The organism is Blautia sp. ZXY-1-C6 (genome assembly GCF_056339875.1).
Window position 1 is genome coordinate 1 of record NZ_JBWJVQ010000178.1, and the last position, 25,730, is coordinate 25,730.

Genomic DNA, 25,730 nt, shown 5'->3' on the forward strand with positions numbered 1-25,730 from the left:
AAATAGTCTGTGGGGCATCTGCAGTAGTCAGGTTGTGCATCAGTTCAAATGGCACGCCGGAACGCCGTACCAGTTCCCTGCATACGGCGCTGTCTTTTCCTCCACTGTCCGTCACTACCAAAGGAAGCCCATAATGTTGCAGGGACATCTGGCTGGCAGTGCGGATACGTTCTATTGCTGTTTTTTCTAAATCCAATTTTTTTCAGGAGGGAAGATATCTTTTACATGGCCAAAACTCCGCCTCCTTTCCGCAATCTTTATCTGCCGCCCCTTTTTGGCGGCTCATATCCATTTGCTGCATACGCTTCTACGGTCATACCGTATGACTCTGCTTCCTGTCGTATCTCTTCCATAACCTGTTCTTTGTATGATTTATCCGGACAGGCAGTTGCAAAATCCCGGATATCCGGCATACAAGGCAGCTCCTTCCCTGTATTTAATGCAATCCTGCTTTCCCGGATATAGGCAAGCATGGCTTCCTGATATGCTTTTCGTGATGCGTCCCCCTGCGTCAGTAAAGGGACTTTCTTTTCTATTTCCTGTTCTTCCAGAACCGCTGTTTCCAGTTTTTCCAGGTTGCAGAAATACTGAAGGGTAGGAAGCATCTCCTCCAGTACCCATCTCATTTGCTGTTGTTCATGTTCCCATTCTTCTGTTGTCCTGGCGGTCTGTTTCATAAGCTTCTGCCCTTCTTCTGTATGGAGATAATAATCTGCAAATGCTTTTACATGATCCAGCAGATTTCCTTCCCCGTCACCAAAATCCTGGCGCCCGGTATAAGACATGACTTCCCCCTCTGAGAGAAAACAGATTTCAAAATGTGTTTTGTAATAACCTGCCATATCTTTTCTCTTCCACTGCCTGCCTGATCCAGCTTTCCGAACAATTCTACCGCTTGATTTAATGGCATGGCTTCTTCCAATGGAATGTCCGGGTGTTCACTGATCCGCACATACACAAAGGGTTTCAAGTCCACCGGCGGAATAAGTTTTACCTGTTCCAGTGTTGTCTTTAGCTTGTCTGCCTGTTCTTTCAACTCTGATTTCTGCTCAAATATCTTGCTTCCCAGCCACCTGCTGTATTCCTCTTTTCCGTCTTGACATAAGGCTTTCCATATAATAGCTTCCTTATGTTCTGCTTCTTTCGGATAAAAGGTATGGTAAAAATCAGGGTCAAGATTTTTTTCCAGTTTAATCATTTCATCTGCAAAAACAGTAGCCTCCAAGGTTTTCTCTGTTAAAAGCCCTTTGGTATCAATGACTTTTGTTTCCGGAAGATAAGCACTCAGTTCCCTGGCAGCTATAAAAACCTCTGGGTATTGGTTTTGATCATAGATATCTCTCAAAAGATCCACATCCAACTCCCCGTTATAAACCAGGGAAAATTCCAATGGAATACCATCTTCTTCCTCCACATGAAGCCCAATTCCTTTTCCTGCATTCAACCTTTCAGAAGGAATACTCTGATAGATCTTTACTGCCTCTTCTGCACTGTGGATATCCTCCCTGTATTCTCCATAGCGGTTAAATTCCATACATTCTGCCACATAATACGTTGTCAAACGTCCGGTGGCATTCTCGCCCATCTCACCTTTTTCCAACGTAGCAATACCTCCTTTTTATGCACAAAAAAAGCACTACCGTTTTTAGCGATAATGCTCTTTGTGTTACTTCTTATTTTCTTTTTAAATGATACAGCCATGCTCAATCAGCTTCTGCTGTCTGGTCGTTAAAATAGAATATTCAAGGCTTTCCCTGTCTTGATGCAAGTAAAAACAAACAGGTTCCCTTAATTTGCTCTTTTTCGGAACAAGCTCAAAGGCAAATTGCCCACTGTCAAACCGGGCACCATCAAAGTATCCCTGAATAAACCGTTCTTCCGTATTCCCACTATGTAGCAATTCATCAATCATTACTACACCGATATAGTGTTTTTCCCTTAGCGAAGCCTCAATCTCTGCAAGGTAATCAAAAGGAGGCTCGCTAGTCTTCATAACCACAAGAATATTTTCTTTTTCTTCACTTATCACAATCATATCAAAGTTATTCATCTAACTTACTCCTTTCTCCTAATTTCTAAATCACTTCATAATATTCATCAATAATCGCCAATGCTCTTTTAATCAAATCATGAGCACCTTTTATATCCAGCATCTTTGTAGTATCAATTGGTGCTGTAGGGTCATCCCAATGTTCTATTGGATGGCGATTGCTGTTATAAAACGTATAAATATTTCCAATATACTTTACCTGCTCAGGCTTTGCATTTCCATATCTCTCTGGTTTCAGCTTATATTTTACACCTATTTTATCAAACATATCAAAATGATTTTCTTTGATGTACTGCGCATTTGGTATAATACCACATTCTATTAATGCTATTTTTAATTGTGCTTCTACAACACGAATTGCCGGCTGAGCCAAATATGTTCCATCAAACATATCATCTGTGACCTTTAAATTATACACAGCCTGATGAAGAGATCTTTCCATTTTCTTAGACGGTAGCTTATCATAAGCATTTGGCATATAAAACTGAAATTCAGAGCGAACCTCGTCTTTATCTATGTTAAGATTATATGTGTCATTAAAAATTTTAGGAATTTCTTCTACTTCTATTAATTCAGTAATATATCCAATAATAGTAGAAAATAACACTTCTGGTCTTCCTTGCATTACTACTTTATTATGCTTTTGATAATGTGTCACAACTACTCTATCTTTACTTTTGTTACATTTTAAAGAAACTGCTTTTCCATGAGCAATCTTTTTTTCATCTATAATTAGATTGTCTTTTCCAATTTCATCAACAGCAAGTGCTATAACTGTTGACAAATCTTCATCTGAAATTCCCTCAACTGTAAACCAAAAATCGCCTCTTTTAACTTTAGGAATCCCATTACCTTCTGTTAAAGCAGCTTTGGCTAATTTATCTGCTTCTTCATTATAATGATCTCCAGAATGAGCTTTTACCTTTTGATAAGAAATTTTTAGAATATCTGATTTACTCTTCATAAAATTTGCATATTTCTGAGTAAGTGTATTCTTTGCCTTCCATTCTCCTTGAGCCCACTTTTCAATTCCTTCATAATCATAACGAAGTTCTAAGTTATGATAACCATTCTTAATTGCCCATTGTACTGCATACATAGCACCAAGCATTTCACCAGCAACATTTCTAATTGCTAAAGAGTCCGGTTCATTTCCATTTCCTGATTCTCTAATAGTTTCTCCTCTTGGTGTAAGAATAATACACCCAAAAGCATATTTTCCTATTTTCTCATCAAAACTACCATCTACATATACAACTAACTGGTTTGTTGTGTTCTCTTCTATATCTACTTTTTTAATTTCTTGTATCCTATTCTCTAAATAGTTTTTCGCTTCCTCTTCTGTTTCAAAACCTTTATACTCTGCTCCCGGATATCCACTTACCGACTCTTTACACTCATTCCATGAATAAAACAAACCGGTTTGCTTACCCTTTTTTACAGCATAAACTTTTTTCTTTGCCATGTATACTCCTTCAAGATTTGGGATTATAGCATAATACAACCTGTTCGTCAAGAATTTTATGTTTACACTTTGACGATATTTGTCTATTTAGCTACTTTTATTTTCTGTTTCTTATTTTATTATACATGTTCTGTCAAAACCAGTCAATGTATTTCACTGTTGCAATAATTAATGTACCTTCTCTTTCTCACTCTTTACATAAGGAAGAGATTGCTCTGCTGCTACTTCTTCCATTTGAAAGTATTCTGGCAGTATGTTTTCTTCCCTGAAACTAAAATACCGGTTCTCAGCCACCACGATATGATCCAACACCTCAATCCCCATAAGATTGCCGGCTTCTGCCAATCGCTTTGTCACTTCTATATCATGCCTGCTTGGTTCTGGATCACCGGAAGGGTGGTTATGTGCCAAAATGATACTGCTGGCATTGGATAAAATCGCAGATTTGAATACTTCTCTTGGGTGAACCAGTACACTATTTAACGTTCCCATACCTACTACGTTGACATTAATAACCTGGTTTTTTGTCCGAAGGTTTAAAATACAGAACATTTCCCGGTCACAATCTTTTAAAAAATCCTGAAAGAGTTCTGCCACATCACAGGGATTTTTTAATTCTTTACTACTGTATAGAGGAGGTTCTTCCACCAGGCGTATACTTACCACATCTATTTTATGTGTCTTCTCCATGTTCTTCCTTTCCAAAACAAATCTCCAGCATAATTCCCTCCGGCAGATTTTTTAAAAGTCTTTCCAACTGTTCTAAATTCATTTCTATTTGATATGTTTCAGCCATTCTGCCACCTTTCCCATGATATACAAAAAGAGTGCCTGATAAAAGAACTGCACTCTTTTTGTCCTATCCTTTTTCTACTTTACCGACTTATAATTTTTGCTGTTGCCTAATTTTTTCTCGTCTGTCATACCTTTTCCTTTACAGATAAAAGAAAAAGTTCCTTTCAGATTACATTACTCCTGCTTTGTCTGCAACGCCTTTTCGTGAAGGTTGGTATTGAAAAGCGCATACAGCGGATTGGCTTCTTTTTCCATACGGTTATCAAATGGAATACAGGTATTTCCATACTTAATGATCCCCGTACCGGAAGGAGAATTATCTACATATTTTAATTGTGCTTCTGGAATTCCTGCTGCAGTGGATAATTCCTGACTGTCTACATTGGACTGCTTTAACAGGGCAATAAACTCACTGTTCCCCAGCATGGTCATGGCTGTATAGTTCTGCAGCATATCAACCAAATTTTGGGTGATTCCTGTGCATAGTCCCCCTTGCTTCCTCACTTTTTTCCAGAGGCTGAACAAAAATTTCGCACTATACTCCCGGTCAAGAACCGTATGGAACTCATCTATATAAAGCCAGGTTGCCCTTCCTTTCTTTGCGTTTTCTGCAATCCTGGCACTGATATTTTCCAGCATGACCAGAGTGGAAATGGCTCCCAGCTCTTTCCCCAGGTCCCTGGTACCATAGACAATGAACCTTGCCTGTACATTCACATTGGTATGGTTATTGAAAATATTTAAAGAGCCATTTACAAACAGCTCCAACGATAAAGCAATGTCCTTTGCCTCTTCTTCTGGCTGCTCCAACAATAACTCATAAAATTCTGACATGGTAGGGATATGCTTTTCCCTTGCCTTTGCAATGTCGATATACAGCTTTCGTACACAACGGTCTATAATGGATTTATGGCGGCTGTTTAGATTATCCCCGTAACATTGTTCACACAGCCCCAGCATAAATTCCCCTTTATCTCGGATATATCCCTGGGAATCGTTTAAATCCAGCGCCCAGACATCCATCTCCAAAGGATTGATGTAATTCTTTGTATAGGTAGACAGGTTAATGATTGCCGCCTGGTTTCCCAGGGCTTCTGCAATATCAAAATATTCCAGTGTCGGATCGATACAGATAATATCATCATCTGTTCCTAAGAACACCTGCAGCATTTCCGACTTACTGAAATAGGATTTTCCGGAGCCGGGGACACCGAATACCATTCCATTTCCATTTGCCAGTTTTTTCCGGTTTCCAATGCAAAGGTTATGAGAAACCTGGTTAATGCCATAGCAGACGCCGGACTTTTCGTTTAATTCCTGTACATTAAAGGGAAGAAGGGCTGCAATATCCCTGGTGAGCATGGTCCGCATTGTGCTGATCTGCCGGTTTCCCACTGGAAGTATGGTATTCATAGCTTCCCTCTGCTGATAATAGTGGGTTTCAATCTGGCACATGCGTCCATTGCCGATATTTTTAATGGTTTCGGTTACACTGTCTAACTCCTTCTTGTCCTCTGCCATGATCAAGAAATTAACCCCTGTATAAAACAGGTTCTGGTCATTTTCCCGCACGTCGTCCATAAGATTTACAATCTTCTCCTTCTGGACTTTCTTGATATGAGAAATGTCACTGGAAAAGTCGTTATTTTTATTACGGACTCTCTGCTGCTTTAAAATATCATTTTCAATGCCCAGATATTTCTTCTGAAGAACCTTATTTGCCAGTTCTTTTGGTACTGGTACAATGCAGATTGTAGTGATGCTATGAACCGGAAGACTGGTAATCTCATTTAAAAAGGTATCCGATAAAGAAGACGGATATTTTTTAATGAATAATGCCCTGCATTTTTTCCGTTCCGTTTCAAAATAACCTGGGTAAAACTGCATATACCCTGGTGAAATATCATTTTTAGGATCACCGCCCTTTTTTAACGCCTGTCTGAAATCAAAGGAGAATTGTTCTTCTTCCCCTATACGGTAAAAATTGAAAAGTACCCGCAGCCGCTCTTCTGCATTTAATTCTTCAATGCAGGAACCAAGTTCTCCAAAGTTCTGTTTTAAGGTAGCTTCAAAAGTGGCAAAAAATGCTTTTGCCTGTTCGTAGGATTTCCGTTCTACACATACAGTCAGCAGTTTTTCCTGCTCAATCCCCTGCCTTCCATCTACAATGCGCTTTTCAATAATCTGATTATAACTTCCACGCAGCCAGTTAAAACCATCTCCTTTTTCCTGGAAAAGTACATGCTCCCGGAAATCCTGCATATTTTTATTCCGATTAAAAATGGTAATAAGAAAATATATATCAATGGCATTTACCGTCTTACAATACTGCTTTAAAATCCGCATCTGTTCTTCTGCACCTGCGGTTACATAGTTAATATCCAAAAAACGGTATGTCCTGGAATATATCCCCTTCCCTACTTCAAAAATGCCATTTTCTGCAATTCTCCCAATCCCCATGACTTCCTGAAGATATTTCGGGGATTTTACTGCTTTATCTGCTTTTTTTAACTGGTCAAACTTATCTGAAAAAATTGACAATCTCTAATTTCCTCCTTTCAGGCAGATGGGACCACAAACACAGCAGCTTCCATCTGCCGCTACATGTCTGTGTATCCCTCTCCTGAAATGGAGAGCAGGCGCTATTTCACGCCTTGATTGAATATTCTGGTCAACGGTACATCTTATACCACACCGCTGCTGCCGCACCAAGTACAATCATCACTACCGTTACAATTCCCATACGGATTGCCTTCTTTTTCACCACGTTGACATCACCACCTTTCTTCTCTTTTTTATGTTCCTTTTTCCTTTGCTGTACTTCCCGTTCTTCTTCCTGACGGGTTTCCATATAAATCTGTTTCAGTTCCTGCACCGATTCCGTAGAGCCATACACCAAAGGGCGGTTAAAAAAGGAAAAATAAATCATCTTCCCTGCAAACTGCCAGAATGTCAGCCCATGATAGTTATAAAACCCAGTCAGTGCCAGAGGTACAACAAAAGGGGTTGCCACATAACAGCTCAAAGTAATCCCGATTTTTTCATACAAAAGCAGGACAATCCCAGTTCCTACGCCCAATGCCAATGCCGAAAACAAAAACTGTTTTGCTGTAAGTCCTAGAACCAGGGATTCTTTATAATGCTGTAGGTCCTCACTTAATTCAATCTCCATACATAACCTCCTGTATCTGTTTTTTATCTGCTCTGTCTTCGCTCTTCCTGCATGGTTTTCTGTAATCCATGTTGATTGCAAAAGGCGGCAACCCCAGCCTGGTCAAACTTACGCAGCTCCTCCAGATGAAATTTCACCACCGCGTACTGCCCCATACCGGATTGTGCCTTCCAGGGAAGCAAAGTTCCCAGTCCATGCTCCTGAATAAATTGGATATTTTCCTTACTAAAATCACCGCTGATACAGGCAGTTCCAGGTTCCAGGCAATATCCGGGAAGGTTTACGGTCAAATCTGAAAACGGTTCCCACGCCCCATCTTCCTTACTATACAGTTCCACATAAAGGTTCTGGTTCATTGCGTAATAATCTACCCGCAATGCCAGTTCTTCGGTTTCATACGCCCATTGAAAATCTGCTGTTTTGATTTCCTTTTGAAATTCTGGATTTTTTACTTCTCCCCGTTCCTGGTATGCCTGCTCATAGGCTGCATATCCCTCCGGGTCCAATTTCTTTAAAGTTTCTTCCTGAAATTCAAACAGTGGATATTCCATACAACCAGAACAGCAAATTTCTTCTTTTAACTGTCCAAGCCCGTTTTTTTTGATAAATTCTACGATCTGCTCCAGATCATAGCCTGGGAGCAAAAAGGTCTGGTTCTTTTCCAGCGGAATTCCCATATCTGTGGTCAATTCAAAAAGTTTCCATATCTCTTCCTCTTTTTCCGTAAACACACAAACTTTGATGTTTTTATCAGCCGGATAAGTTGCAACTTCCAGCCAGACCTCATAGATCTCCCCATTGCCAAAATCCAGGCTGAGTTTTTCTTCCTGTTCCATTTACATATCCTCCCTTCTTACCGGCTCCTGCTCTTTGCAGACAGAAGCCTTTCTTTTCCCTTTTCAAAATATTCTTCATTAATTTCAATGCAGATTGCATTCCGTTCATTTAAAAGTGCTGCTTCCCCCAGGGAAAACGAACCTGCAAACTGATCCAGTACCCACTCCTTTTCTTCTGTTACAAATCCAAGGATCTGCTGCAAAAGTTGCACTGGTTTTTCTGCCTGATGAATACGGGAGTTTTTCCCTGGCGGTTCAATGTCAAAGACCGTTGGAAGCATTCCCCTGGCGCCTGACATATAGTGGGATATTCCTGGCTCCGCCTTATCCTTTTTCGCATCTGGGCGTAAATTCCTGGCTTTTCCTTTCGTAAAAAATGCAATCTCTTCCGTATTTTTAGATTTTCTTCCCGTATTGGCAACGAAATTTCCTTTTTTCCAGGCGACTTTTGCATAATATTCAAGTCCTGCTTCTTTCGCCATTTTTTTCATCTGATAGAGGTATTCATAATTTTCCCCATTTTCTTCCGGCATGAACTCTACCAGAAAACACCCTTTTTTCAACACCCGGTATTTTTCATCAAAGTCTTCCTGCGTATATTGAAAACATTCATAGGCGGCAAAATCCCGGTTTCCCCCTTTCAGGCTTTTTTTCAGGTCATAAGCATGGTCTGTAATAATGGCATCTATACTGTTATCTTTTAAAAAGCTCAAATCCCTGCCATTTCCCTGAACCAGCATACAAGTTACCTCTTCTCCGTCCTGTTCTTTGGTAACCGTATAGACTCCTTTGGCTATCCTGGAAAAAAGCCCCTTTTCTATTCCCTCATAAATTCTTGCCCGGATACTGGGTTCTTTTACCTCTTTTACCTGTTCTACACAAGCCACTGCTTCTTTAAGGCTGAAGCATTCTGCGTCCTGAAAATATTCAAATAGTGTCATCTGTATCCCTTTTTCCTGCACAATCCTTTCCTCCTACAATCCCAGTGCCCTGGAAGTCAGGTTCTGCGCTCCTTTTACAGTGCCTACCGTCAGCGCAACCGTAAAGGTCATTTCCCCCAAATAAATCAGGGTTTTGGCCCAGTCCTCATAATCTCCGGTAAAGGTCGGAAGTCCGGAGGAAATAAACTGGTTACACAAAAGAATTGCCAGCGCCATTGTGACTGCCTCAAAAACGACACTGATAAAATATTTCATATAGGCTACAAAGGTATTGCTAAGCCCCCGGTTTCCAGCCAGGGTACTGCTGGCAATCGCCCCAAAAGGTACAATTACCATAATTTTCAAAAAGCGGAAATAAACATTGTACAGCAGGAAGAAACCACAGATAATAACGATTAAAGACAGGAAAACAGCAAGTATCAGGAACACGATACTGGTTCCAAATCCCAAATCTTTGATCACTTCTGCCTGCGCCGGGTCAATGGATAACTCCACACTCTGGTTTTGCCCCAAATGCCCCACCAGGTTTCCACAGGAAGTAAACAGGGCTTTCATAATGGTAATGTTATAAGATACCAGCCACTGTGCAATGGCAACCCGGATAAACATACGGAGGATTGCTTCAAACCGGATTTCTTCCCGGATATCTACCGACTCTGCACAAAACCCAATGACGAAAAAAAGGACTACCAGGGCAGAGCCTATCCCAACAAAAAGGGGTTCAATCCCTTCAATGATCCCCCAGGGCCCGCCTCCTTTGAACCCGGTAGGGGACTGTCCTAAAAGTTCAAATACGAGGCTGACCTGGTTATTCCAAAATCCAAACACGATTTCCAAAAGTGCAAGGATCGCCTCTCCTAAATTAAACATCACTTCACCTCTCTTCTTATCTGCTTATCTCAAAAAGAAGAATGGTTTTAGCTAATTCCCAGGAAAGTAAGAACGGAGGAAATGGCTGCCATAATAAGCCCTGCAACAATTCCTTTAATGGCACTGTTCATAGAAGAACTGTCCTGCTGTTGGTAAGCCTGTGCAAATTCCATCACGTTTTTTGCCAGGATAATCACACCCACCGCACCGATAATACTGATCACCAGTGTCTTTAAATTCATAAGCGGCTGTGTTACGTCACTTACCCCGGAAGCCATGACAGTCTGGGGGAACAGGGAAACAGTGGCAGCGCTTACTGCCAGGACTCCCAGTAGAGATTTTTTCAAGCGGTTCTGTTTCTTTCTGATAACCTCTTTGATCTTCATATCTTTTTACTCCTTTTCATGTGATTAATACCGCATTACGCAAAAAGACAGATTTTTGAAAACCTGCCCTGCGTAATGCAAAAACTACAGGTTTCCAAAAATCTGCCTTCTTTAATCCGAGGCTGTTTCTTTTGTAAATTTTTTACGGATTTCCTTCATCTTTTCAGCACTGTTTTTTGTATCTGCCATTTGAAGGATTTTATCATACGAAATTCCAGCACCAATGGCAAGCATGATTTCTCCCAACTGTTCCTCATTATAAACATGGCTTTCCAATAATTCAGAAAGTTTTTCTTCCTCTGTCTGTACCGGTTTTTCCGTTTTCTTCGGCGGCCTCACCTCCTCTACCGTTCTCTTCTTCTGGTTCTCTTTCAGCTCTTCCTCCGAAAAAATCTTCTTAGGAATAGGCTCATAAGAAAAAATTTCATCAAAAGACAGTTCCACAATCTGAACATCTTCTCCCTGTTCCTTTTTCTTCTTATAATAATCCAGGGATTCTTCACTTAAAATCTGTACCGCCTGTTTTTGGGCAGCCATTCTGTCATGGATATAAGGCGCAGCCCCGCCATCTTCTGTTTCCGAAAATCTGGAGTGTGCAAAAGTATTGTATTTCTTATCAATAATAGGATCACAACCCCTGATTAACAAAATACACTCTGAGTTATCCAGCTTTCGGGTTTCGTCCGGTGTCAAAAGCTCACGCCCCAGCACATCATAATTCCGGGAACTGCTCCCTTGCCGGCCTTTGGTTTCCCCACTGCTTTTTTTATCAATGGTTCCTTTTCCCAGGGACTCACTGATATACTTATGCGTGGACTGTTCATTCCCACCAAGATATACCAGAGAATCACAATTACCCGGTATGGTTTCCCAGGTTTTCTCAAACAAAGCCTTGATCTGGGCAAGGTTTTGGATAAAAATGGTACATGAAATATTCCTGGAACGCATGGTACTAAGGAGGCTGCAGTAGTCATCTGGCAATGGCACGTTGGCAAATTCGTCCAGCATAAAATTGACGTTAATGGGAAGTTTTCCATTGTAATGGAAGTCTGCCTGGTAATACAATTCCTGGAAAATCTGGGAATAAAGCATACCAATTAAAAAGGCATAACTCTTATCCGAATCCGGCGTTACACAAAAAAGTGCAGTCTTCCGGTTTCTGTCCCCGTCAACACCAAGCCCAATCTCCTCAATCTCCATTTCATCATGATCCAGAATCCGCAAAATTTGTGGGTTCTGTAACAATCCCAGCCTTGCATTTGCGGAAATGATGATACTCCTTACCGTATCTCCGGCACCCCGGACCACTTTATTATACTGGATTAAAGCAGGGTGATTGCTTCCCTTTTTTCTCTCCAGTCTGCGGAAACGCCGGTCTAAATCAGAAGGGGAACCGTCTGCATGGACTTCCGCCTCATTCAAAAGATGCAGAACCATACGGAAATTCCTTTTCTCCATTTCACACTCCTGCCACACATAAAGAAAAATGGCCTGCAAGTACAAAGACTCGGCTTTCTCCCAGAATGGATCACTGGGCTGTGCGTTTTTCGGTGTGGTATTATTGATCAGGTTGGTAACCAGTTTTACAATATCTGTTTCAGAGCGGATATAGCGGAATGGATTATATCCGTTAGACTGCTCCATTTCCACCAGGTTCAGCACCCGTATCCGGTATCCATGCGCTTTCAGCATACCTCCGCAGCATCTTAAAATCTCCCCTTTGGGATCTGTAATGATCTGGGAAGCCCTGCTTAACTGAAGGAGATTGGGTTTCACCATGAACAAGGTTTTTCCAGCGCCGCTTCCTCCGATTACCAGGACATTTAGGTTTCTCCTGGTCTTTCTGGTATTCATGGACAGCCTGACATTCTGGGATAAGATCAGGTTATTGTGTTCATCTTTATCCGCAAACTGCTTTGCCACTTTTTTCGGATCTGCAAAAACAGCGGTACCAAATTCCTGTCCCGGCATATAGTTTTTCCGGCTGGTGACATACATGACCATACCAATCACATATACAAAAATCCCCAAAATGATTGCTTTTAAGGAAGTTTCGTTCCAATAATTGGCAAACGGGGCTACCATCACCTGATCCAGACGGTTTAAAAAATAATTGATATCCTTTCCGGGCTGATAACACACGTTCAAGAGATAACCTCCATAGCCGGAAGCTATGCCACCAATAAGATACATGCCCCAGGACTGTTTCTTCTTTTTCTGAATTGCTCCGGTTCTCTACCTCCTTTGCCCCTGTATGGTTCTTCTCCCTGCTTCCAGGTTCTGTTGTGCCTTCCTGTAATTCTGCTCCCTTCTTCTGCGTATCTTTTCCTGCTCCTGTCTGGCGCGTTCCCTGTGTACCGGGTCATAGCTTTCCCTATATAAATCTTCCCCCGAAGTTTTTCTAAGAAAACGGTCCTCCAGGTCTAAAATTGCATACTCCTTCTTCTTTTCCAATCCTGCAAAAATCGTCTTATGGTCATTAATCCAGCTAATTTCCGATTTATCCAGCCAGATAAATTCATTCTTACGGTACGGAATCCTGGTTTTGATATGATGCTCTGTTTCTTCATATACCAGCTTCTGGTCTATGGTAATGGCATTCACACCTGGATTGTTCCGTTTCTCCTTTTGGATACGCCGAATGACCTGCATCTTTTCTTCTGTTTCCTGGCTGCTTCCAGTGCTGCGTCTTTTGGCTTCCTCTTCCCCAAACAACTGTTTCCACTGCTGGGAATCTACCAATTCTTCAACCTGTTCCGGTGTCCTGGTCAGTGTCACCGTACCTTCCTTCCCTTTCTCCAAAATCCCCTGTTCTTCCATGTAGCAGATAATCGGCCAGATCTGAAGCCAGGTCATATTCAGACGGGAACGGACATCACTGATCTTCTCCACCTGGTTTTCCGCCAGCTCCCGCGCAACCAGTTCACACTCCTTCGACTCCGGCAGGGCAGGCTTTTTTACTTCTTCTACCAACTGCTCTACCTTATCCGGCTCTGCATTTTCATAGTATTCATCTAACGTCCCAATATTGGAATGTTCAATTTTTGCCATCATGGACTGAATACGGGGCGCTGCCTGGGAATGGAACAAAATTTCACTCATACCGTCCTTCTCATTTAAATCCGGCAAAATGGAATATAAAATCCCATACTTATTTGCCAGGGCTTTTACCCGCTCCAGGTCTTTTGTTTCAAAACGGAAAACCTGTAAATCGCCTCCCATTTTCAGGAGCTTTTGTACAGAAGTTTTCCCTGACAGTTTTTCCTGATCCAGAACTTTTTTAAATACCGCACAAATATCTTTTACAAACTGCCAGCCTGTATTTCCCATTTTCAGAATGATTTCTGCGCCTTCAAGAGGAAACTTTAATAATCTGCGCCGCATCTTGTATTTCACTCATGCTCTCCCTCCTATCCCATTGCCCTGTCCTTTTTTACTGGAACAGCCGCCTTTATTTTTCCTTCTGTAAGCATGGCTTCCAGGTCATACTGGATATTTTCCTGTTTTAAGTAGAGCCTCCAGCATGTGGTTTGCTTTTTCCTTTTCATAGGTCATATATTGAAGCTGAAAAATATAATTCTCAATCTGCAAAATATTTTCCGGAACCTGAAAAAACGGTTCAAGGTAATGGGAAAGGATACGCTCTTTTTCTTCCTTTCCTGCATGAGGCGCCTGTAACTGCAAAATAATTTTTTCTACCTCTTCCATAGACTCCTTATGAAAAGCAATACGGTACAAATCCTGTTTCTGCTCCCTGGTAAGAAAGGGCTGTTCCTTTTCGGCAGCTTCCAAAAGGGAAAATGTTTTTACCACATGTTCAAGTTCTGCCATTTACACACCCGCCTTCCGTTTCCGCATCAAAAGGATAATTTCCCGCATTTTTTTCATTCTCTCCGGTGAAGGGCTGTTCTCCATCACCTGCAGGATTTCTGCATCTGCCAGCCCGCTTTCTACGCACTGGCGGATTTCTTCCAACTGCTCTGCGGACAGGTTATATTCCAGGATCTTCTCCACAACACTTTTCGGTACTTTTTTCCCAAGCATGGCAATCCCAAGCATCCGGCGCTTACTTTTTTGCAGCCCTTCTGCTGTTTGTATGCTTTTTTCTTCCAATACCACTTTTGTTTCCCTGGAAGCAGCTTCTGTCTTTTCCCTGTGTTTTTCTGCTTCTTTTTTCAGATCCTGAATTTCCTGCTCTTTCTTTGCCAGCTTTTCTTTTAATTCCTGTATGTTTTTATCTTTGTATTGCAGGTTCTCATACAGGTCTTTGATCTCCTGGTTTTTCTCTTCAACAACATGCTCCTTTACCAGAGAGGACAAGGCTGTAAAACGGTCATTGCTTTCCCGAAACTGCTGAATGGATTGTTCCATGATCCCCATAAGATTTTTCATATAAGAACGCATTTCTTCATCTTTCGGAACCTCTTTTTTTGCCTTTGACTCTTCCAGTTGTATCCGCATAGTCCGCATACGACTGGCCGGCAGTTCATTTCCGGCATAGGTTTTCACCTCTTCCAGATCCAGCCCGTTTTTTAAGCCCTCTACGATTTCCCGTACCTGGAACTGGTTATAATTTCCTTCACATAAAAAGTCGATTTCCCCAATCCCTTCCATAAGCCCTATGATGATTGCTTTCATCACCGGGGCTTCCTGGTTGCTCTTAACTACCTTCTGGATATCCGAAACAGGAAGACCAAAATCCAGCCCCATAGAAACTGCGTCTATCTGTTCCTCTTTTAAAACTTTCCGGCATTCTTCCAGATACCGTTGTCCTTCTACTGTCATTTACCCTCCTTTTCCTCTGCCCCTCGCAGACGGTTTCCTATTCTTTTCCTTCTGCTGTGCTTCCAACTTTTCTTTTTCTTCTGCTTTTTCACGCAGACGCTCTGCAATCCTTTTTTCTTTTAAGATTTTTTTCCGTTCGATCCGCAAACGCTCCTCTTTCTCAAAGAAATAAGCGTCTGTCTGTTCTGCCTCAGACAAGGAATATCCCATTTCTTTTAACTGCCCAAGAAGGTTTTGGTATGTCTGGTGGTCTTGAAAAAATTCCTGATACCCTTCCTGATAAAGTTCTGCTTCCATCTGTTTTTCCTGCAGCTTATTGAGAAGCAGAAGCATTTCCTCATAAGGAACCATTTCTTTTCGTAGCTGCTTTCTTGCCCTGCTGTTTTCCCAAAGCTGTTCCTTTGTTGCATCAGAAATGGCTTTCAACTGCGCCTTATCCTGTATGCGATAAGCTGCCAGAAAATCAAATTCCTCCTGCAATTTTTTCAATTCATGGATTGCTGCCCTGTATTTCCAGGTTTTAGAGTCTGCCATTGGTTTCCCCTGCCGGTACCTGCGAAGAAAACGTTCCTTCTGGTATCTGGTCAAATGCCGCTCCCGGTATGGGATAAACACATACGTCCATTCTACCGGTATCTCCTCTCCGGTCATTTCCGGGATTGGAAGGCGTCCAAAACGCTGCCGAAGCCTTTCCTCTGTATATTCTTCCCCTAGCTGGTCAAGCCGTCTTGCCCTTCCTGCTCCGGGTTCCCGAACAGAAAGGTGCTTTCTCCCCCGCAACTCATATCCCATGCTGAAAAGATTTTCAAGAAACTCCTCATAAGAACCTGCGTCCTGTAATGCCTGGTCCACATCTCTTCTGATCCGCCTGTCCCGTTCAGAAAGAGATTTTTCTTCCTGTCCTTTTTGTTTGCGTTTTTCCTTTACTTCTTCCAGCTCCAGCACAGATAAACCATGCTCCCTGCATATCCGGTTGGTCAGAGGCTGGATACTGTTTTCCCAATCCCCGTTTTTATAATCGTATTTATATCCCGTAGTACAGCGTACTGAATTAAAAATAATGTGCCCATGAATATGGTCCGTATCATTATGGACTGCATAAACCGCTTCAAAATCCTTCCCAAGAAATTCTGCCACAAACTCTCCTACCACTTGGAAGGCTTCTTCTTCCGAAACCTCATCTTCCTCAAACGAAAGAATGAAATGGTAGCCCTGCCTTTTATCCAGCTTTCCAAAATGACGTTTAGTATCTACCATCTGGGATAATGCCTGTTCAGGAATACAGTTATGTCCACAGACATAGCGGCCATGTTCTGTTTTCTCCGGGTTCATAATATAGCGAAGACCGTTTGCCAGATGTTTTGCCGGATAACCCGTTTTTGCCTGTTTCATGTGCAGGCACTTTGTAATTGCCATAACCTACAGCCTTTCCTGCACCTGGCTTACCAGTGTTTTTATCTGCTTCAAAAACACATACAGACGGTGTTTATCTTCCCTGGAATAAAGGGCGCTGTTATTGTTATGGGTAATCTGGTTGATGTTTACACCAATCCGGTTGATTTCCTGGTTCATGCGTTCCAGTTCCTTGCGGATTTCCGGGTAATCCCTGGGACGGTTGGTAATCAGCATACGAAGATACTGGGAATCAGAAAGCCCCATCTTTTCTGCCTGTTTTTGTAACTCTTCCAGCTCCCACCGATACAGCCGGATTTCTTTTCTACATTTCATTGTTTCTTTTTTCATGCTCCCCCTTTCCTTATCTTTATCACAGATTTCATCTACCGATTTCTACTTCAACGCTATCTGCTGTCAACTCCTAAGACCTGCTATCGGTCACTGTATAACTTCCCGGCGTCCGGACTGGCTATGCCAGTCCTCTGCAAGATACGGATTTTACCGTACAAAAATCCCATCTTGTTAGGGGGCACCCCCTAATACCCCGGATAAAATAGATAGCACAACGCAGATACTGATAGCAGACCTGCGTTCCATATAGGGAAAAACCGATAGCAGTTCCAAACATCTGCTATCGGTTTTTCCACTTCCTACTTCTATTTCTGCTAACAAAACCCCAGTTCTGTTAGCAAATCTGCCAGCCTCCTGTGTCTGATGTGACAGCAGTTCTTCCATTCTGCTATCAACGCCTTTTGTACAGACTCCTTGCAAGCTGCTTCTTCTTCCGCAATTTCTCTCTTTCCAACAAGTATGGGAAGACTCTCTATGGACCATTTGCCGCTTTGGGTTTCTCTTATGAAATTATTGGTTTACCTGTTCTTCCAAACGCTCCAATGCCTTTTCAAAAGCTCCAATCCCACTGAAAAAGGAAGAAAGCCGGATATCCTCAAACAGATATGGCATGGCTTTGTATAGTTTCAGAAAAATATAGTACAGCACATCAACAACAATGGAATTTCCTGCCTGTTTGTAAAGCTGGCTGTTGCTTATGCCTGCTTCTTTTGCTTTCCAAAAATCCGCATCGGAAAAGCCCATAAGCCGGAAGCATTCTAAAGGTGTCAGCCTCCGGATACGGAACAAAGACTCTAAGCGGTGTATTCCATTTGATGTCGTAAGCGTAGGGCAGAGTTCCCCATGCTCCTGTACCCTTCCCCGTTTTTCCACAGACGGATAACTAAGATTTACAACACCATTTTCCAAACATTCCTCATAACCTTTCTGTGTCTTTTGACGTACCAGAATGATATTATCTTTTTGCACAGAAGTAAGGGTATGGCAGACTTCTTTTTCTCCCAGTTCCAAAGTCTGCACAATCCGGCCTTCCCGATCATACCTGCCCCGGATTGCTCCTGGACATTTTTCTACAATCTTTGGTTGGTCATGCCCTGCTAAAACCGCACCGCTGCTTCCTAAAGGGGAATAAATAACCCCGCTTGAACCATAGCCGGTATGAATATCTCCCACTTGAAGAATTTTGGGCTGCTGTCCGCCACCACCACAGGCAGTTACCGTAGGGCAGCACCCGTCTGGCAGATAAACCCGTCCAGTCTGTTCAAACACCCCTTTGATATTTCCGGCCCGTTTTACCCGGTTTTCCCGAAAAGCCTTCAGGCTTTTTTCGTCCGGCTCAAACAAAAGCGCTTTTCTCTCTTCCATATCTTCAATCAAGCGGCGTACTTTTTCCTGGGATAAGTAGTATTTTTCCTCTACCGTATCCTCCAGAATATCCATAAGGCACTGGAAGGACTCCAGCGGTTCCGGAAACTGGAATGTTCCATTATCCATTTCCTTCTGTATCAAAATCAGATATACCCGTTCCCTGTTCTGTGGTATTCCATAATGCTTTGCATTAAGAACACTCCAATAGGTGTGGTATCCGTATTCATGCAGTTCTTCTTCAAACAACCGGAATGTGGTATCCCGGAATTTTTTTCCTACAATATTTTTTACATTTTCGTAAATTCCCCATACTGGTTTGACACCCCGTATCATACGGAGCCACTCCACCAGAAGGGAAGAACGTGTTTTATCAATATCATGGGAACCACACATGCCGCAGGCGTCCCTTTTGGAATAATGTACCTGCAGAGGGTTATACTCATACCCGCAGCTTCGGCATTTCCAAACCGCACCTGCCTGCTTGCCTGCCAGGGAAAAATCCTGACAGGGGCTTCCGCCACAGATCATGTTAAACGGTTCAATCTCCCTTTCGTCCACTTTTGTAATATCTCCCAGATTCAATGTTTCACTTGTACCATGAATCGCACAATAACTCTTTGCTGCATATTTATCAAACTCACAAAAATTCACCAAACTATATTTCATTCCTCATATTTCATGAGGTGTAGCTACACATTTTACCTAGGATTACTCACTTATTTCCTCCTGTCTCCTAAATTTTTTATAGTCTTCATGAGAAATCCACAGCTACAAACGAAATATCCATCTGGCATTACCTTACAATCATAGAATCACCCCTTCCCGTATCCAGAGTTTATCCTTCTGTCAAAAATTCTGTTGGTCTGCACCACCTCCTTTCCTAACACTCCCACTTTCGGATTGGTTATTTCTTTCTCACCGCTCTTCTTTCCTGATGTTTGCCAGCACCCTGGACACATACGCCTGCTTGGGTATCCCCATGCGGTATCCCTGCCGCTCATAGCTCTCTTCGATAAACGCAACCCGTACACGTCCATGCAGTTTCCTCTTTCCTATCCACTGCACTACTTTTTCCATCTCCGCTTCGCATTCGTCGATCTCCCATTTTTTGAAACATTCCTCATCATAGCTATTTTCCAAAAGAATACCCTCCTATCTTGCCTGTGCTATCTGGTATGATACTATGTTCCTGTGTCCTACCATTTTTTCTATCTTTTGTATGTTTGTCCCTTTTGTTTCAGTAAGAAGCGGCCTTTCCTTTTCTACCAGGCTGGAAAGCTCTTGGTTTTCCTTTTTATACTGCAAAAAAGCATTATAGTCTTTTCCCATAGGTGGAAGACGTACAAAAACCTCATACTCCATAAGGGTATATTTTCTTGCCAATTTTTTTGCCGCTTGTCTTCCCGGCAGGTCATTATCCAAACAGAACTGTATCTTCCTGATATGAGAATAATCTTTTAAGAACTTTTCCAAAGGACCATCGGAAAGCATTCCAAGTACCAGGATATTGTTCTGATAATCTTCCCGCAGTTCCATATCGGACATGGCATCAATGGCCGCCTCATATACATAGAGCGTATCACTGTTTTGGTCTACCAGATTAACCCCATAAGTCTTGTCATTCCCCGTAACATCTCCTTTAAAGGGTTTTCCATATTTATCCAGGGTTCCCCTCTGGCTGGCAAAACGTGGGATACCTTCCGTATCTTTTCCCACAAAAACCAGGTTATGGTACGTTCCGCTCTCATACAAAATCCCCTTTTTTACCCAAAAATCAATCATCTGCTTTGACAGCTTCCGCTGTTTTATCAGATAGCCATATAACCGGCAGCTGGTTTCTGATTTTGAAGGAAGTACAAAAGGTTCTTTCGGTATGTCTTTTCTCTGTTTTGTTTCTTCTATTTTTTCAGCCTGTCTTTCCGGTTGAAATTTTTGCATGGTTTCAGTACGGATATATCCGGCAAACTCCAGCAGATATTTGACTGCCTCCACAAAATCCATGTTTCTGAAATATTCCAGAAAGTCAATGGTGCTGCCACCTACCCCCTGGCTAAACCGGCACCAGGAAGACCGGTTGAAGATCATCACAGAGTCCATACCCACTGCCTGATAGAACCTGCCTTTCCTTTTCAATGGAATCCCTATCTGCTCCGCCAAATCCACTAAATCCACTGCCTTTGCAATCTGAATTTCTTCAGCCGTAAATTTTCCCATACTGCACCTCTTCATATTTCATATCCAGATAATGTGCCATTTCCGGGTGCAGAGCTTCAAAAGCAGTCAGGTAGCGGAAACAGGAACTATACTCTCCCTGTCCGGTACAAAATTCCCGCAGGCTCTTTTTTGAATACTGGGCGGGCTGGTTACACCAACGACTTAGATTGATATACATTCCCTTATAAACCTCCGGCGCCCGTTCCCATGCGGCATAGCGCATCAAATAAGCCAGGCACTTATACCGCATCAAAATCTCAATCCGTATGAAAACGTCCCGAATATCCTTTGCCCAAAAATCTGCTTTCCAGGTTCCTTCCCAGTCATAGCCGCACAGTACATACAGCTTAATTTTCTGGTAAGAAACTGGGATCACTTCCCGCAAAAGTTCCAATTTTCTTACAATAAGTTCCTGATCTTTGATATGGTCAAAGGCAAAAATCATACCGTTATCCAATTTTCCAGATGCCAGAAGTTCCATCTGCCTTTTCTGCATAATCCTCAGATCCAGCCCCTGCCGGAATTGAAACCGCCTGCCTGTTTCCAGGACACTGGAAAAGATTTTTTCCCACCCTGCACAGGCAAAAAAGTTATCGTCCAAAAAGCATAACTTCTTTCTGGACGGGTCATAAAATTCTTCCAATGGGCTTGCTGGTGCTGCACCGGTGCTGTTTTTGTTTACACAGAAACTGCACTTCCGAAAACATCCCCTGGTGAGGAAATCAATGGAATACTCCGTATAAAATTGGAACTCTTTCTTCTTTTTCTCTCCTTCGCTATGTTCTTTTACCATCTGGTCATACAAATGATAGTCCGGTGTATGGTGTTCAATCGCTTCTGGAAGTACCGGTGCTTTATCGTAAAAAAATCCAGTCCCTCCATAAACGGTTGTTTCCCTCGTCAAAATATGTTCCGGCACAAAGGTATCCGTAAACACTTTTGATACATAGAGCCGGTCATATTCCCCTGCCTGGCTATAATCCAAAAGAAGCTCTGTTTCAAATCCCTGCTCCTTCCAATAAGCGGAAAGTTTCATACATGCCAAGTTAGGAAACCGGTGTCTTTTCCGGTATAAAAGATCTGCATCTATAATCCCTATCCTCAACGCCTGCTCCTTTCCATACGGGTAGTTCCGGTTTTCTTCTCCCCTTTGACTGCCTCTTTTCTTTCTTCCTTTTCCTTGCATTCTGCCGGGCAATATGATTTTCCATTTGCTTCCATGATTTCTGCAAATTCACAAATATGGAACACCCTTGCCCCTACCTGTGTGTGGTATTCATCAATATAGGTACAAACCCGTTCTTCCCTTTTTCCATCTGGATATACAATCTCTATGGAGTCCCCGTCTGCTATGCTGAACAGGGTATGATAATGGCTGTCAATAAACCGTATTCTTTTTTTCTCTTCCATGCTTCTCACCTCATATTGCCAAAGAAAGGACAGCCGCAGCCGCCCTTTCCCAAGTTTAAAAACTGATTTTTATTTTCTATGCCTTTTTATGTCTTTTTCTGTAATAAAGTAGGCCTGCTACCATACCTGCACTTACACCAAGAGCCAGCAAAGGCAGGAACCAGTTTGTATCATCACCCGTTTTTGGTCCTGGTTTTACGGTACCTGGTGTTTCTGGTATTTTTTTATTCTGGATCTCTTTTACCACTTCAATGACTGGTGTTTTATCATTCTGATAGGTAAATACGATTTCCCACTCTTCTTCCGTCTTCTCATATCCCTTTAAGGTGGCAGTTTCTTTCAGCACATAGGTGATCGGTTCTTTGAAAACACCATTTTCATAAGTTCCAATTGGAAGTAGTTCTGAAACTGCTTTTCCATCTTTTCCAGTCTTCAAACGTCCTACTTCTTTTCCGGTTTCCTTTTCCAGCAGAACAAATTCTACTCCCTCTAAAGCTGCTTTACTGTCTGTATCCGTTTTTACGATAACCAGTTGTCCCATAGCACGCTCATCTTCCATCTTCACTTTCTGAATTTCTCCCGTTTCTTCTACTGTAAACTCCACGTCATTGGCCACAATATATCCGTCAACTGCCGCCTCTTCGTGCAGGGTATAAGTGCCTACCGGAAGATACTCAATCAGGTGTTCTTCTCCTGTGGTCCAGGACTCTACCACTTCCCCGTCCTGATCCAGGATTTGCAGCTTCGCCCCTTCAATCTCCTTACCATCTGTAATATCTGTTTTAGAGATAGAAACCTTTGTATGGTCGTCCTCCATTTTCACTTTTTGTACGTCCCCTGTTTCTTCCACAACAAATTTCACATCTTCTGCCCGGACATATCCCTGTTCCGTAGGCGCCTGCTCTTCATGCAGTATATATTCCCCTGGTGCCAGTGCGTAGACTACATGAGCTTCTTTTTTTGACACCCACTCTTCTACCACTTTTCCTTCCTGATCCAGGATCTGCATTTTGGCCCCTTCAATTTCCTGTCCACCGGTTAAATCTACTTTCGTAAACTCCGTAATAGTAGGCTGATTAGAAATTTCTTCTGAAAAAGCGAGCAGTTCAAGGGTCTGGTCTGTATAAGACGCATCAAAGGAACACACCTCATCATTTGGCAGGTATCCCGGCTTATGCTCTACTTCCTGAATATAGTATTTTCCATGAGGAAGATCTGCCTGAAATACCAGCTTGCCCTCTTCATCTGTTGTTCCCAGTTCAATCAAGGCATCTTTTTCTACAACTACTTCCCCGGCAGCATTTTTGATATCCTCCTGCGCATACAGCCCGAATACCACTCCTTCCAGCGGTTTTCCGGTTTCTGCGTCTTTCTTCAGAAGACTCAGGGAAACTTTCTGTCGCTGATTGGTAAGTTCCATTGTTACATAATCCACTGCTACTTCCTGTCCCTTATATGCAATTTCAAATTCTTTTGCTTCCGGGTCAAGCACACAGTTCTGACCTGCCTTTTCTTCCACTACATAGTATTTTCCGATAGGAAGATTATTCAGGACTGCCTTTCCTTCTTTATCTGTTACCATACGGGCTACCAGGGCATCTTTTTCATATTTTACAATGCGGTTTCCTGCTTCGTCTTTCTGTCCGTCCGGGGTATAAATGGTTTTCTTTGCATGAATGGCAAATTCTGCACCTTCCATATTCCCTTCTTCATAGTCAAATTTATAACCTTTCTCTTTTTCCATGACTTCTTCCCCGGTGAAGAAACTGCTTACCTGATTTACGAAACCTACTACACCGTTTTTCATCTTCGTCAGGATCTTTTCTTCTACTTTAGAAGCACCAGAAAGTTTTTCTCCCTTTTTATGGATTGTAAGGCTTCCTACTGCTTCATCATTATACTGTTCAATGACAACAATAAATTTACCGGTTTCCTCTTCTACCTGGTGTACAGTATCAGAATTTACGGTAATAGTGATCGGCGCTTTCTTTGCCTCCTGGTATGTGCCTCCGTCTGCAACTTCATTCAGTGGAACTTCCTTTCCGTCTTTTAAGAGGGCATTTTCAAATCCTACCTGTACATAATTTTCCGGCGCTTCCACTTCTTCAATCCGGTAAGTGCCACATTTTAACTGCTCCGGTGTAATCAGGTATCCCTCTTCGTTGGTCCTGAACACAGATACCACTTCTTTTTTCGGATATCTTACGATCATTTCCACATATTTTTCTGCTTCCACATCATAAATCTTATAAGCTGCACTGTTATCCAGCACCGGCTTCTGCGTCTGGGCATCTTTTTTCACAATCTTGAAGTAATACTGCAAAGGACGGTCATCAAACACACGCCATACCTGGGGTTCCCGGCTGTCTTCTGAAATCTGTACGATAAATGGACGAATCCCTTTTAAATTTTCCGGAACTGTAGACTCAAACACCACATAGGTTCCATAAGGAAGTTCTGGACTCTTTAAATATCCTTTCTTATCTGTAAACAGCTCTGGTACCGTAATCTTTTTACCATTCTCCCAATAAGAAGCGGTTTCGTCTTTGCTGTAATCATAGGTGATAAAATCTTCCGGGGTATAATAAGAACCATTTCCCGGCTTCAAACTTCCATCTTTTACACCAGACAGCTCACTGATGAGGAATACCTTAAATCCAGCTCCTTCTACCAGTTCTGTTTCTGTCTGCTCCCCGTCTTCTGAGATCTTGATAAGCTGAAAGGCCTGTTTCTTTACAGTTTCCTTTACAGTTACTTCCCGGTGTACAATCTGTACCTCCTGTCCTTCATACGAAACCTCTACGGGATACTCTGTTTCATCTAACAGATACCCTTCTGCCGGCTCTATTTCTTTCACGAAATAATTTCCAAGATACAGGTTTTTGAAATCTACAGTTCCTTCACTGGAAATCGTACCCTGCGCTACAAGTTCCCCTTTTTTATGGACAATCCCATCTTTCTTATTGGGGTGTTCAATATCTTCTGCAGCATATAATCCGTATTTTGCCCCTACTAAGGTTGCATCACCCTGGGAAATAAATCCCTGGGAATCCTGATCAATCTTACTTACATGAACTTCTCCCCGTACTTCCTCATTTTTAAAATCATGAGAAAAAGTATATGTGTAGGTGCTGTCGTCTTTATATTCATAGAAGAAACGATACACCTCATCTGTCATATAATACTTATCCGGTGCCTGGATTTCTTTTACGCTGTAATGGAAATTCAAAGGAATATCCGCATGGAACACAGCCATTCCTTCCCTGTCGGAAACAGCACGTTCCACCAGGCTTCCCTTTTCTACAAGAACCTTTCCGTCTGCCGCTGTCAGGTCTTCTTCTGCATACAATCCAAACGTCGCACCCTCCAGGGTAACGTCATCATGTTTCGAGTTTTTCACTACATTTACGGAAATCTCCGGTACTTGCATTGGTAAAAGTGGTTTCCCCCTGGGATAACTCTACATTCTGTCCTGCATAGGACAAGGTTACAAACTGGGTACGTTCCTGTTCTGTTTTTCCAATCACCAGATTTTCCGGTGCTTTCTGTTCTACAACCTTATATTTTCCAAGATACAATTCTTTGGAAACAGCACTTCCATCTTCCCCGGTTGTCAGACTTTCTACCAGATCCCCTGCTTTATGCACCTTCGTCACTTTATCCTGGCTGTAAATATCCTCTGCCGCATGAAT

At 42.3% G+C, this 25,730-nt stretch carries 25 protein-coding genes and 1 pseudogene; all 26 read right to left on the minus strand.

Annotated elements, in window-relative coordinates; all coding sequences use genetic code 11:
* Positions 1-148: pseudogene (locus tag AC075J_RS09665) on the minus strand (phosphoadenosine phosphosulfate reductase family protein); the annotation flags it as partial.
* Between the two features lie 109 nt (positions 149-257).
* Positions 258-842 carry an LPD25 domain-containing protein gene (locus tag AC075J_RS09670; RefSeq protein ID WP_476390269.1) on the minus strand — a complete coding sequence of 195 codons (585 nt, stop codon included), beginning with the start codon at positions 840-842 and terminating at the stop codon, positions 258-260.
* Positions 725-1,600, minus strand: a complete 876-nt coding sequence (locus AC075J_RS09675) for a hypothetical protein (RefSeq protein WP_476390270.1) — start codon at positions 1,598-1,600, stop codon at positions 725-727. Before AC075J_RS09675 ends, AC075J_RS09670 begins: the two co-directional genes overlap by 118 nt.
* Before the next feature lie 84 nt (positions 1,601-1,684).
* Positions 1,685-2,050, minus strand: coding sequence for a type II toxin-antitoxin system RnlB family antitoxin (locus AC075J_RS09680; RefSeq protein ID WP_021650936.1), 366 nt, complete (start codon positions 2,048-2,050; stop codon positions 1,685-1,687).
* 25 nt (positions 2,051-2,075) lie between these two features.
* Complete coding sequence (locus AC075J_RS09685; protein WP_021650937.1) at positions 2,076-3,515, minus strand: ribonuclease H1 domain-containing protein; 1,440 nt, start codon at positions 3,513-3,515, stop codon at positions 2,076-2,078.
* Between the two features lie 168 nt (positions 3,516-3,683).
* On the minus strand, positions 3,684-4,205 hold the full coding sequence (locus AC075J_RS09690; RefSeq protein ID WP_055173282.1) for a JAB domain-containing protein: 522 nt from the start codon (positions 4,203-4,205) through the stop codon (positions 3,684-3,686).
* Positions 4,189-4,311, minus strand: a complete 123-nt coding sequence (locus AC075J_RS09695) for a hypothetical protein (RefSeq protein ID WP_255610470.1) — start codon at positions 4,309-4,311, stop codon at positions 4,189-4,191. Before AC075J_RS09695 ends, AC075J_RS09690 begins: the two co-directional genes overlap by 17 nt.
* Before the next feature lie 173 nt (positions 4,312-4,484).
* Positions 4,485-6,851 carry a VirB4-like conjugal transfer ATPase, CD1110 family gene (locus tag AC075J_RS09700; protein ID WP_055173279.1) on the minus strand — a complete coding sequence of 789 codons (2,367 nt, stop codon included), beginning with the start codon at positions 6,849-6,851 and terminating at the stop codon, positions 4,485-4,487.
* A 130-nt stretch (positions 6,852-6,981) separates the two neighbouring features.
* Positions 6,982-7,482 (minus strand): PrgI family protein, encoded by a 501-nt coding sequence (locus AC075J_RS09705; protein WP_117689847.1) that lies wholly within the window; start codon positions 7,480-7,482, stop codon positions 6,982-6,984.
* Positions 7,483-7,505: 23 nt separating this feature from the next.
* A complete protein-coding gene (locus tag AC075J_RS09710) occupies positions 7,506-8,318 on the minus strand; it encodes a DUF4313 domain-containing protein (RefSeq protein ID WP_117689846.1) in 813 nt (270 codons plus the stop codon).
* A gap of 17 nt (positions 8,319-8,335) precedes the next feature.
* A complete protein-coding gene (locus AC075J_RS09715) occupies positions 8,336-9,280 on the minus strand; it encodes a DNA-methyltransferase (RefSeq protein WP_233435077.1) in 945 nt (314 codons plus the stop codon).
* A gap of 12 nt (positions 9,281-9,292) precedes the next feature.
* The gene (locus AC075J_RS09720) at positions 9,293-10,129 is read right to left on the minus strand and encodes a VirB6/TrbL-like conjugal transfer protein, CD1112 family (protein WP_025577460.1); all 837 of its coding nucleotides are present in this window, start codon (positions 10,127-10,129) and stop codon (positions 9,293-9,295) included.
* 47 nt (positions 10,130-10,176) lie between these two features.
* The gene (locus tag AC075J_RS09725; RefSeq protein ID WP_021651237.1) at positions 10,177-10,515 is read right to left on the minus strand and encodes a hypothetical protein; all 339 of its coding nucleotides are present in this window, start codon (positions 10,513-10,515) and stop codon (positions 10,177-10,179) included.
* A gap of 111 nt (positions 10,516-10,626) precedes the next feature.
* Positions 10,627-12,708 carry a VirD4-like conjugal transfer protein, CD1115 family gene (locus AC075J_RS09730; protein ID WP_476390271.1) on the minus strand — a complete coding sequence of 694 codons (2,082 nt, stop codon included), beginning with the start codon at positions 12,706-12,708 and terminating at the stop codon, positions 10,627-10,629.
* A gap of 42 nt (positions 12,709-12,750) precedes the next feature.
* Positions 12,751-13,911, minus strand: a complete 1,161-nt coding sequence (locus tag AC075J_RS09735) for a PcfB family protein (protein ID WP_476390272.1) — start codon at positions 13,909-13,911, stop codon at positions 12,751-12,753.
* Positions 13,912-13,998: 87 nt separating this feature from the next.
* Positions 13,999-14,346: a hypothetical protein gene (locus AC075J_RS09740; RefSeq protein ID WP_476390273.1), complete on the minus strand. Its 348-nt coding sequence runs from the start codon at positions 14,344-14,346 to the stop codon at positions 13,999-14,001.
* Positions 14,347-15,300 carry a hypothetical protein gene (locus AC075J_RS09745; protein WP_117688067.1) on the minus strand — a complete coding sequence of 318 codons (954 nt, stop codon included), beginning with the start codon at positions 15,298-15,300 and terminating at the stop codon, positions 14,347-14,349.
* Entirely contained in the window at positions 15,301-16,716 is a 1,416-nt protein-coding gene (locus tag AC075J_RS09750; RefSeq protein WP_117689843.1) for a relaxase/mobilization nuclease domain-containing protein, read from the minus strand.
* A gap of 3 nt (positions 16,717-16,719) precedes the next feature.
* Positions 16,720-17,043 carry a plasmid mobilization protein gene (locus AC075J_RS09755; protein WP_072448023.1) on the minus strand — a complete coding sequence of 108 codons (324 nt, stop codon included), beginning with the start codon at positions 17,041-17,043 and terminating at the stop codon, positions 16,720-16,722.
* Positions 17,044-17,556: 513 nt separating this feature from the next.
* Positions 17,557-19,080 carry a DNA (cytosine-5-)-methyltransferase gene (dcm, locus tag AC075J_RS09760; protein WP_117689842.1) on the minus strand — a complete coding sequence of 508 codons (1,524 nt, stop codon included), beginning with the start codon at positions 19,078-19,080 and terminating at the stop codon, positions 17,557-17,559.
* A gap of 249 nt (positions 19,081-19,329) precedes the next feature.
* Positions 19,330-19,554 (minus strand): hypothetical protein, encoded by a 225-nt coding sequence (locus AC075J_RS09765; protein WP_025577443.1) that lies wholly within the window; start codon positions 19,552-19,554, stop codon positions 19,330-19,332.
* 12 nt (positions 19,555-19,566) lie between these two features.
* A complete protein-coding gene (locus tag AC075J_RS09770; RefSeq protein ID WP_158555582.1) occupies positions 19,567-20,628 on the minus strand; it encodes a DUF3991 domain-containing protein in 1,062 nt (353 codons plus the stop codon).
* Positions 20,609-21,664 carry a radical SAM protein gene (locus AC075J_RS09775; protein ID WP_242999531.1) on the minus strand — a complete coding sequence of 352 codons (1,056 nt, stop codon included), beginning with the start codon at positions 21,662-21,664 and terminating at the stop codon, positions 20,609-20,611. The genes AC075J_RS09770 and AC075J_RS09775 overlap by 20 nt, the downstream gene beginning before the upstream one ends.
* A 65-nt stretch (positions 21,665-21,729) precedes the next feature.
* The gene (locus AC075J_RS09780) at positions 21,730-22,038 is read right to left on the minus strand and encodes a hypothetical protein (protein WP_116441961.1); all 309 of its coding nucleotides are present in this window, start codon (positions 22,036-22,038) and stop codon (positions 21,730-21,732) included.
* Positions 22,039-22,114: 76 nt separating this feature from the next.
* Complete coding sequence (locus AC075J_RS09785) at positions 22,115-25,438, minus strand: SpaA isopeptide-forming pilin-related protein (RefSeq protein WP_476390274.1); 3,324 nt, start codon at positions 25,436-25,438, stop codon at positions 22,115-22,117.
* Positions 25,419-25,730: prealbumin-like fold domain-containing protein (locus AC075J_RS09790; protein ID WP_476390275.1), on the minus strand; the 312-nt coding region annotated here is incomplete at its 5' end. The genes AC075J_RS09790 and AC075J_RS09785, both read right to left, overlap by 20 nt.

Bases quoted from the DNA above. Each gene is read 5' to 3' on its own strand.
- AC075J_RS09670 (WP_476390269.1), bottom strand. From the start codon at position 842: ATGGCAGGTTATTACAAAACACATTTTGAAATCTGTTTTCTCTCAGAG.
- AC075J_RS09680 (WP_021650936.1), bottom strand. From the start codon at position 2,050: ATGAATAACTTTGATATGATTGTGATAAGTGAAGAAAAAGAAAATATT.
- AC075J_RS09685 (WP_021650937.1), bottom strand. From the start codon at position 3,515: ATGGCAAAGAAAAAAGTTTATGCTGTAAAAAAGGGTAAGCAAACCGGT.
- AC075J_RS09690 (WP_055173282.1), bottom strand. From the start codon at position 4,205: ATGGAGAAGACACATAAAATAGATGTGGTAAGTATACGCCTGGTGGAA.
- AC075J_RS09695 (WP_255610470.1), bottom strand. From the start codon at position 4,311: ATGGCTGAAACATATCAAATAGAAATGAATTTAGAACAGTTGGAAAGA.
- AC075J_RS09705 (WP_117689847.1), bottom strand. From the start codon at position 7,482: ATGGAGATTGAATTAAGTGAGGACCTACAGCATTATAAAGAATCCCTG.
- AC075J_RS09710 (WP_117689846.1), bottom strand. From the start codon at position 8,318: ATGGAACAGGAAGAAAAACTCAGCCTGGATTTTGGCAATGGGGAGATC.
- AC075J_RS09720 (WP_025577460.1), bottom strand. From the start codon at position 10,129: ATGTTTAATTTAGGAGAGGCGATCCTTGCACTTTTGGAAATCGTGTTT.
- AC075J_RS09725 (WP_021651237.1), bottom strand. From the start codon at position 10,515: ATGAAGATCAAAGAGGTTATCAGAAAGAAACAGAACCGCTTGAAAAAA.
- AC075J_RS09730 (WP_476390271.1), bottom strand. From the start codon at position 12,708: ATGTATCTTATTGGTGGCATAGCTTCCGGCTATGGAGGTTATCTCTTG.
- AC075J_RS09740 (WP_476390273.1), bottom strand. From the start codon at position 14,346: ATGGCAGAACTTGAACATGTGGTAAAAACATTTTCCCTTTTGGAAGCT.
- AC075J_RS09745 (WP_117688067.1), bottom strand. From the start codon at position 15,300: ATGACAGTAGAAGGACAACGGTATCTGGAAGAATGCCGGAAAGTTTTA.
- AC075J_RS09750 (WP_117689843.1), bottom strand. From the start codon at position 16,716: ATGGCAATTACAAAGTGCCTGCACATGAAACAGGCAAAAACGGGTTAT.
- AC075J_RS09755 (WP_072448023.1), bottom strand. From the start codon at position 17,043: ATGAAAAAAGAAACAATGAAATGTAGAAAAGAAATCCGGCTGTATCGG.
- dcm (WP_117689842.1), bottom strand. From the start codon at position 19,080: ATGAAATATAGTTTGGTGAATTTTTGTGAGTTTGATAAATATGCAGCA.
- AC075J_RS09770 (WP_158555582.1), bottom strand. From the start codon at position 20,628: ATGGGAAAATTTACGGCTGAAGAAATTCAGATTGCAAAGGCAGTGGAT.
- AC075J_RS09775 (WP_242999531.1), bottom strand. From the start codon at position 21,664: ATGAAACTTTCCGCTTATTGGAAGGAGCAGGGATTTGAAACAGAGCTT.
- AC075J_RS09780 (WP_116441961.1), bottom strand. From the start codon at position 22,038: ATGGAAGAGAAAAAAAGAATACGGTTTATTGACAGCCATTATCATACC.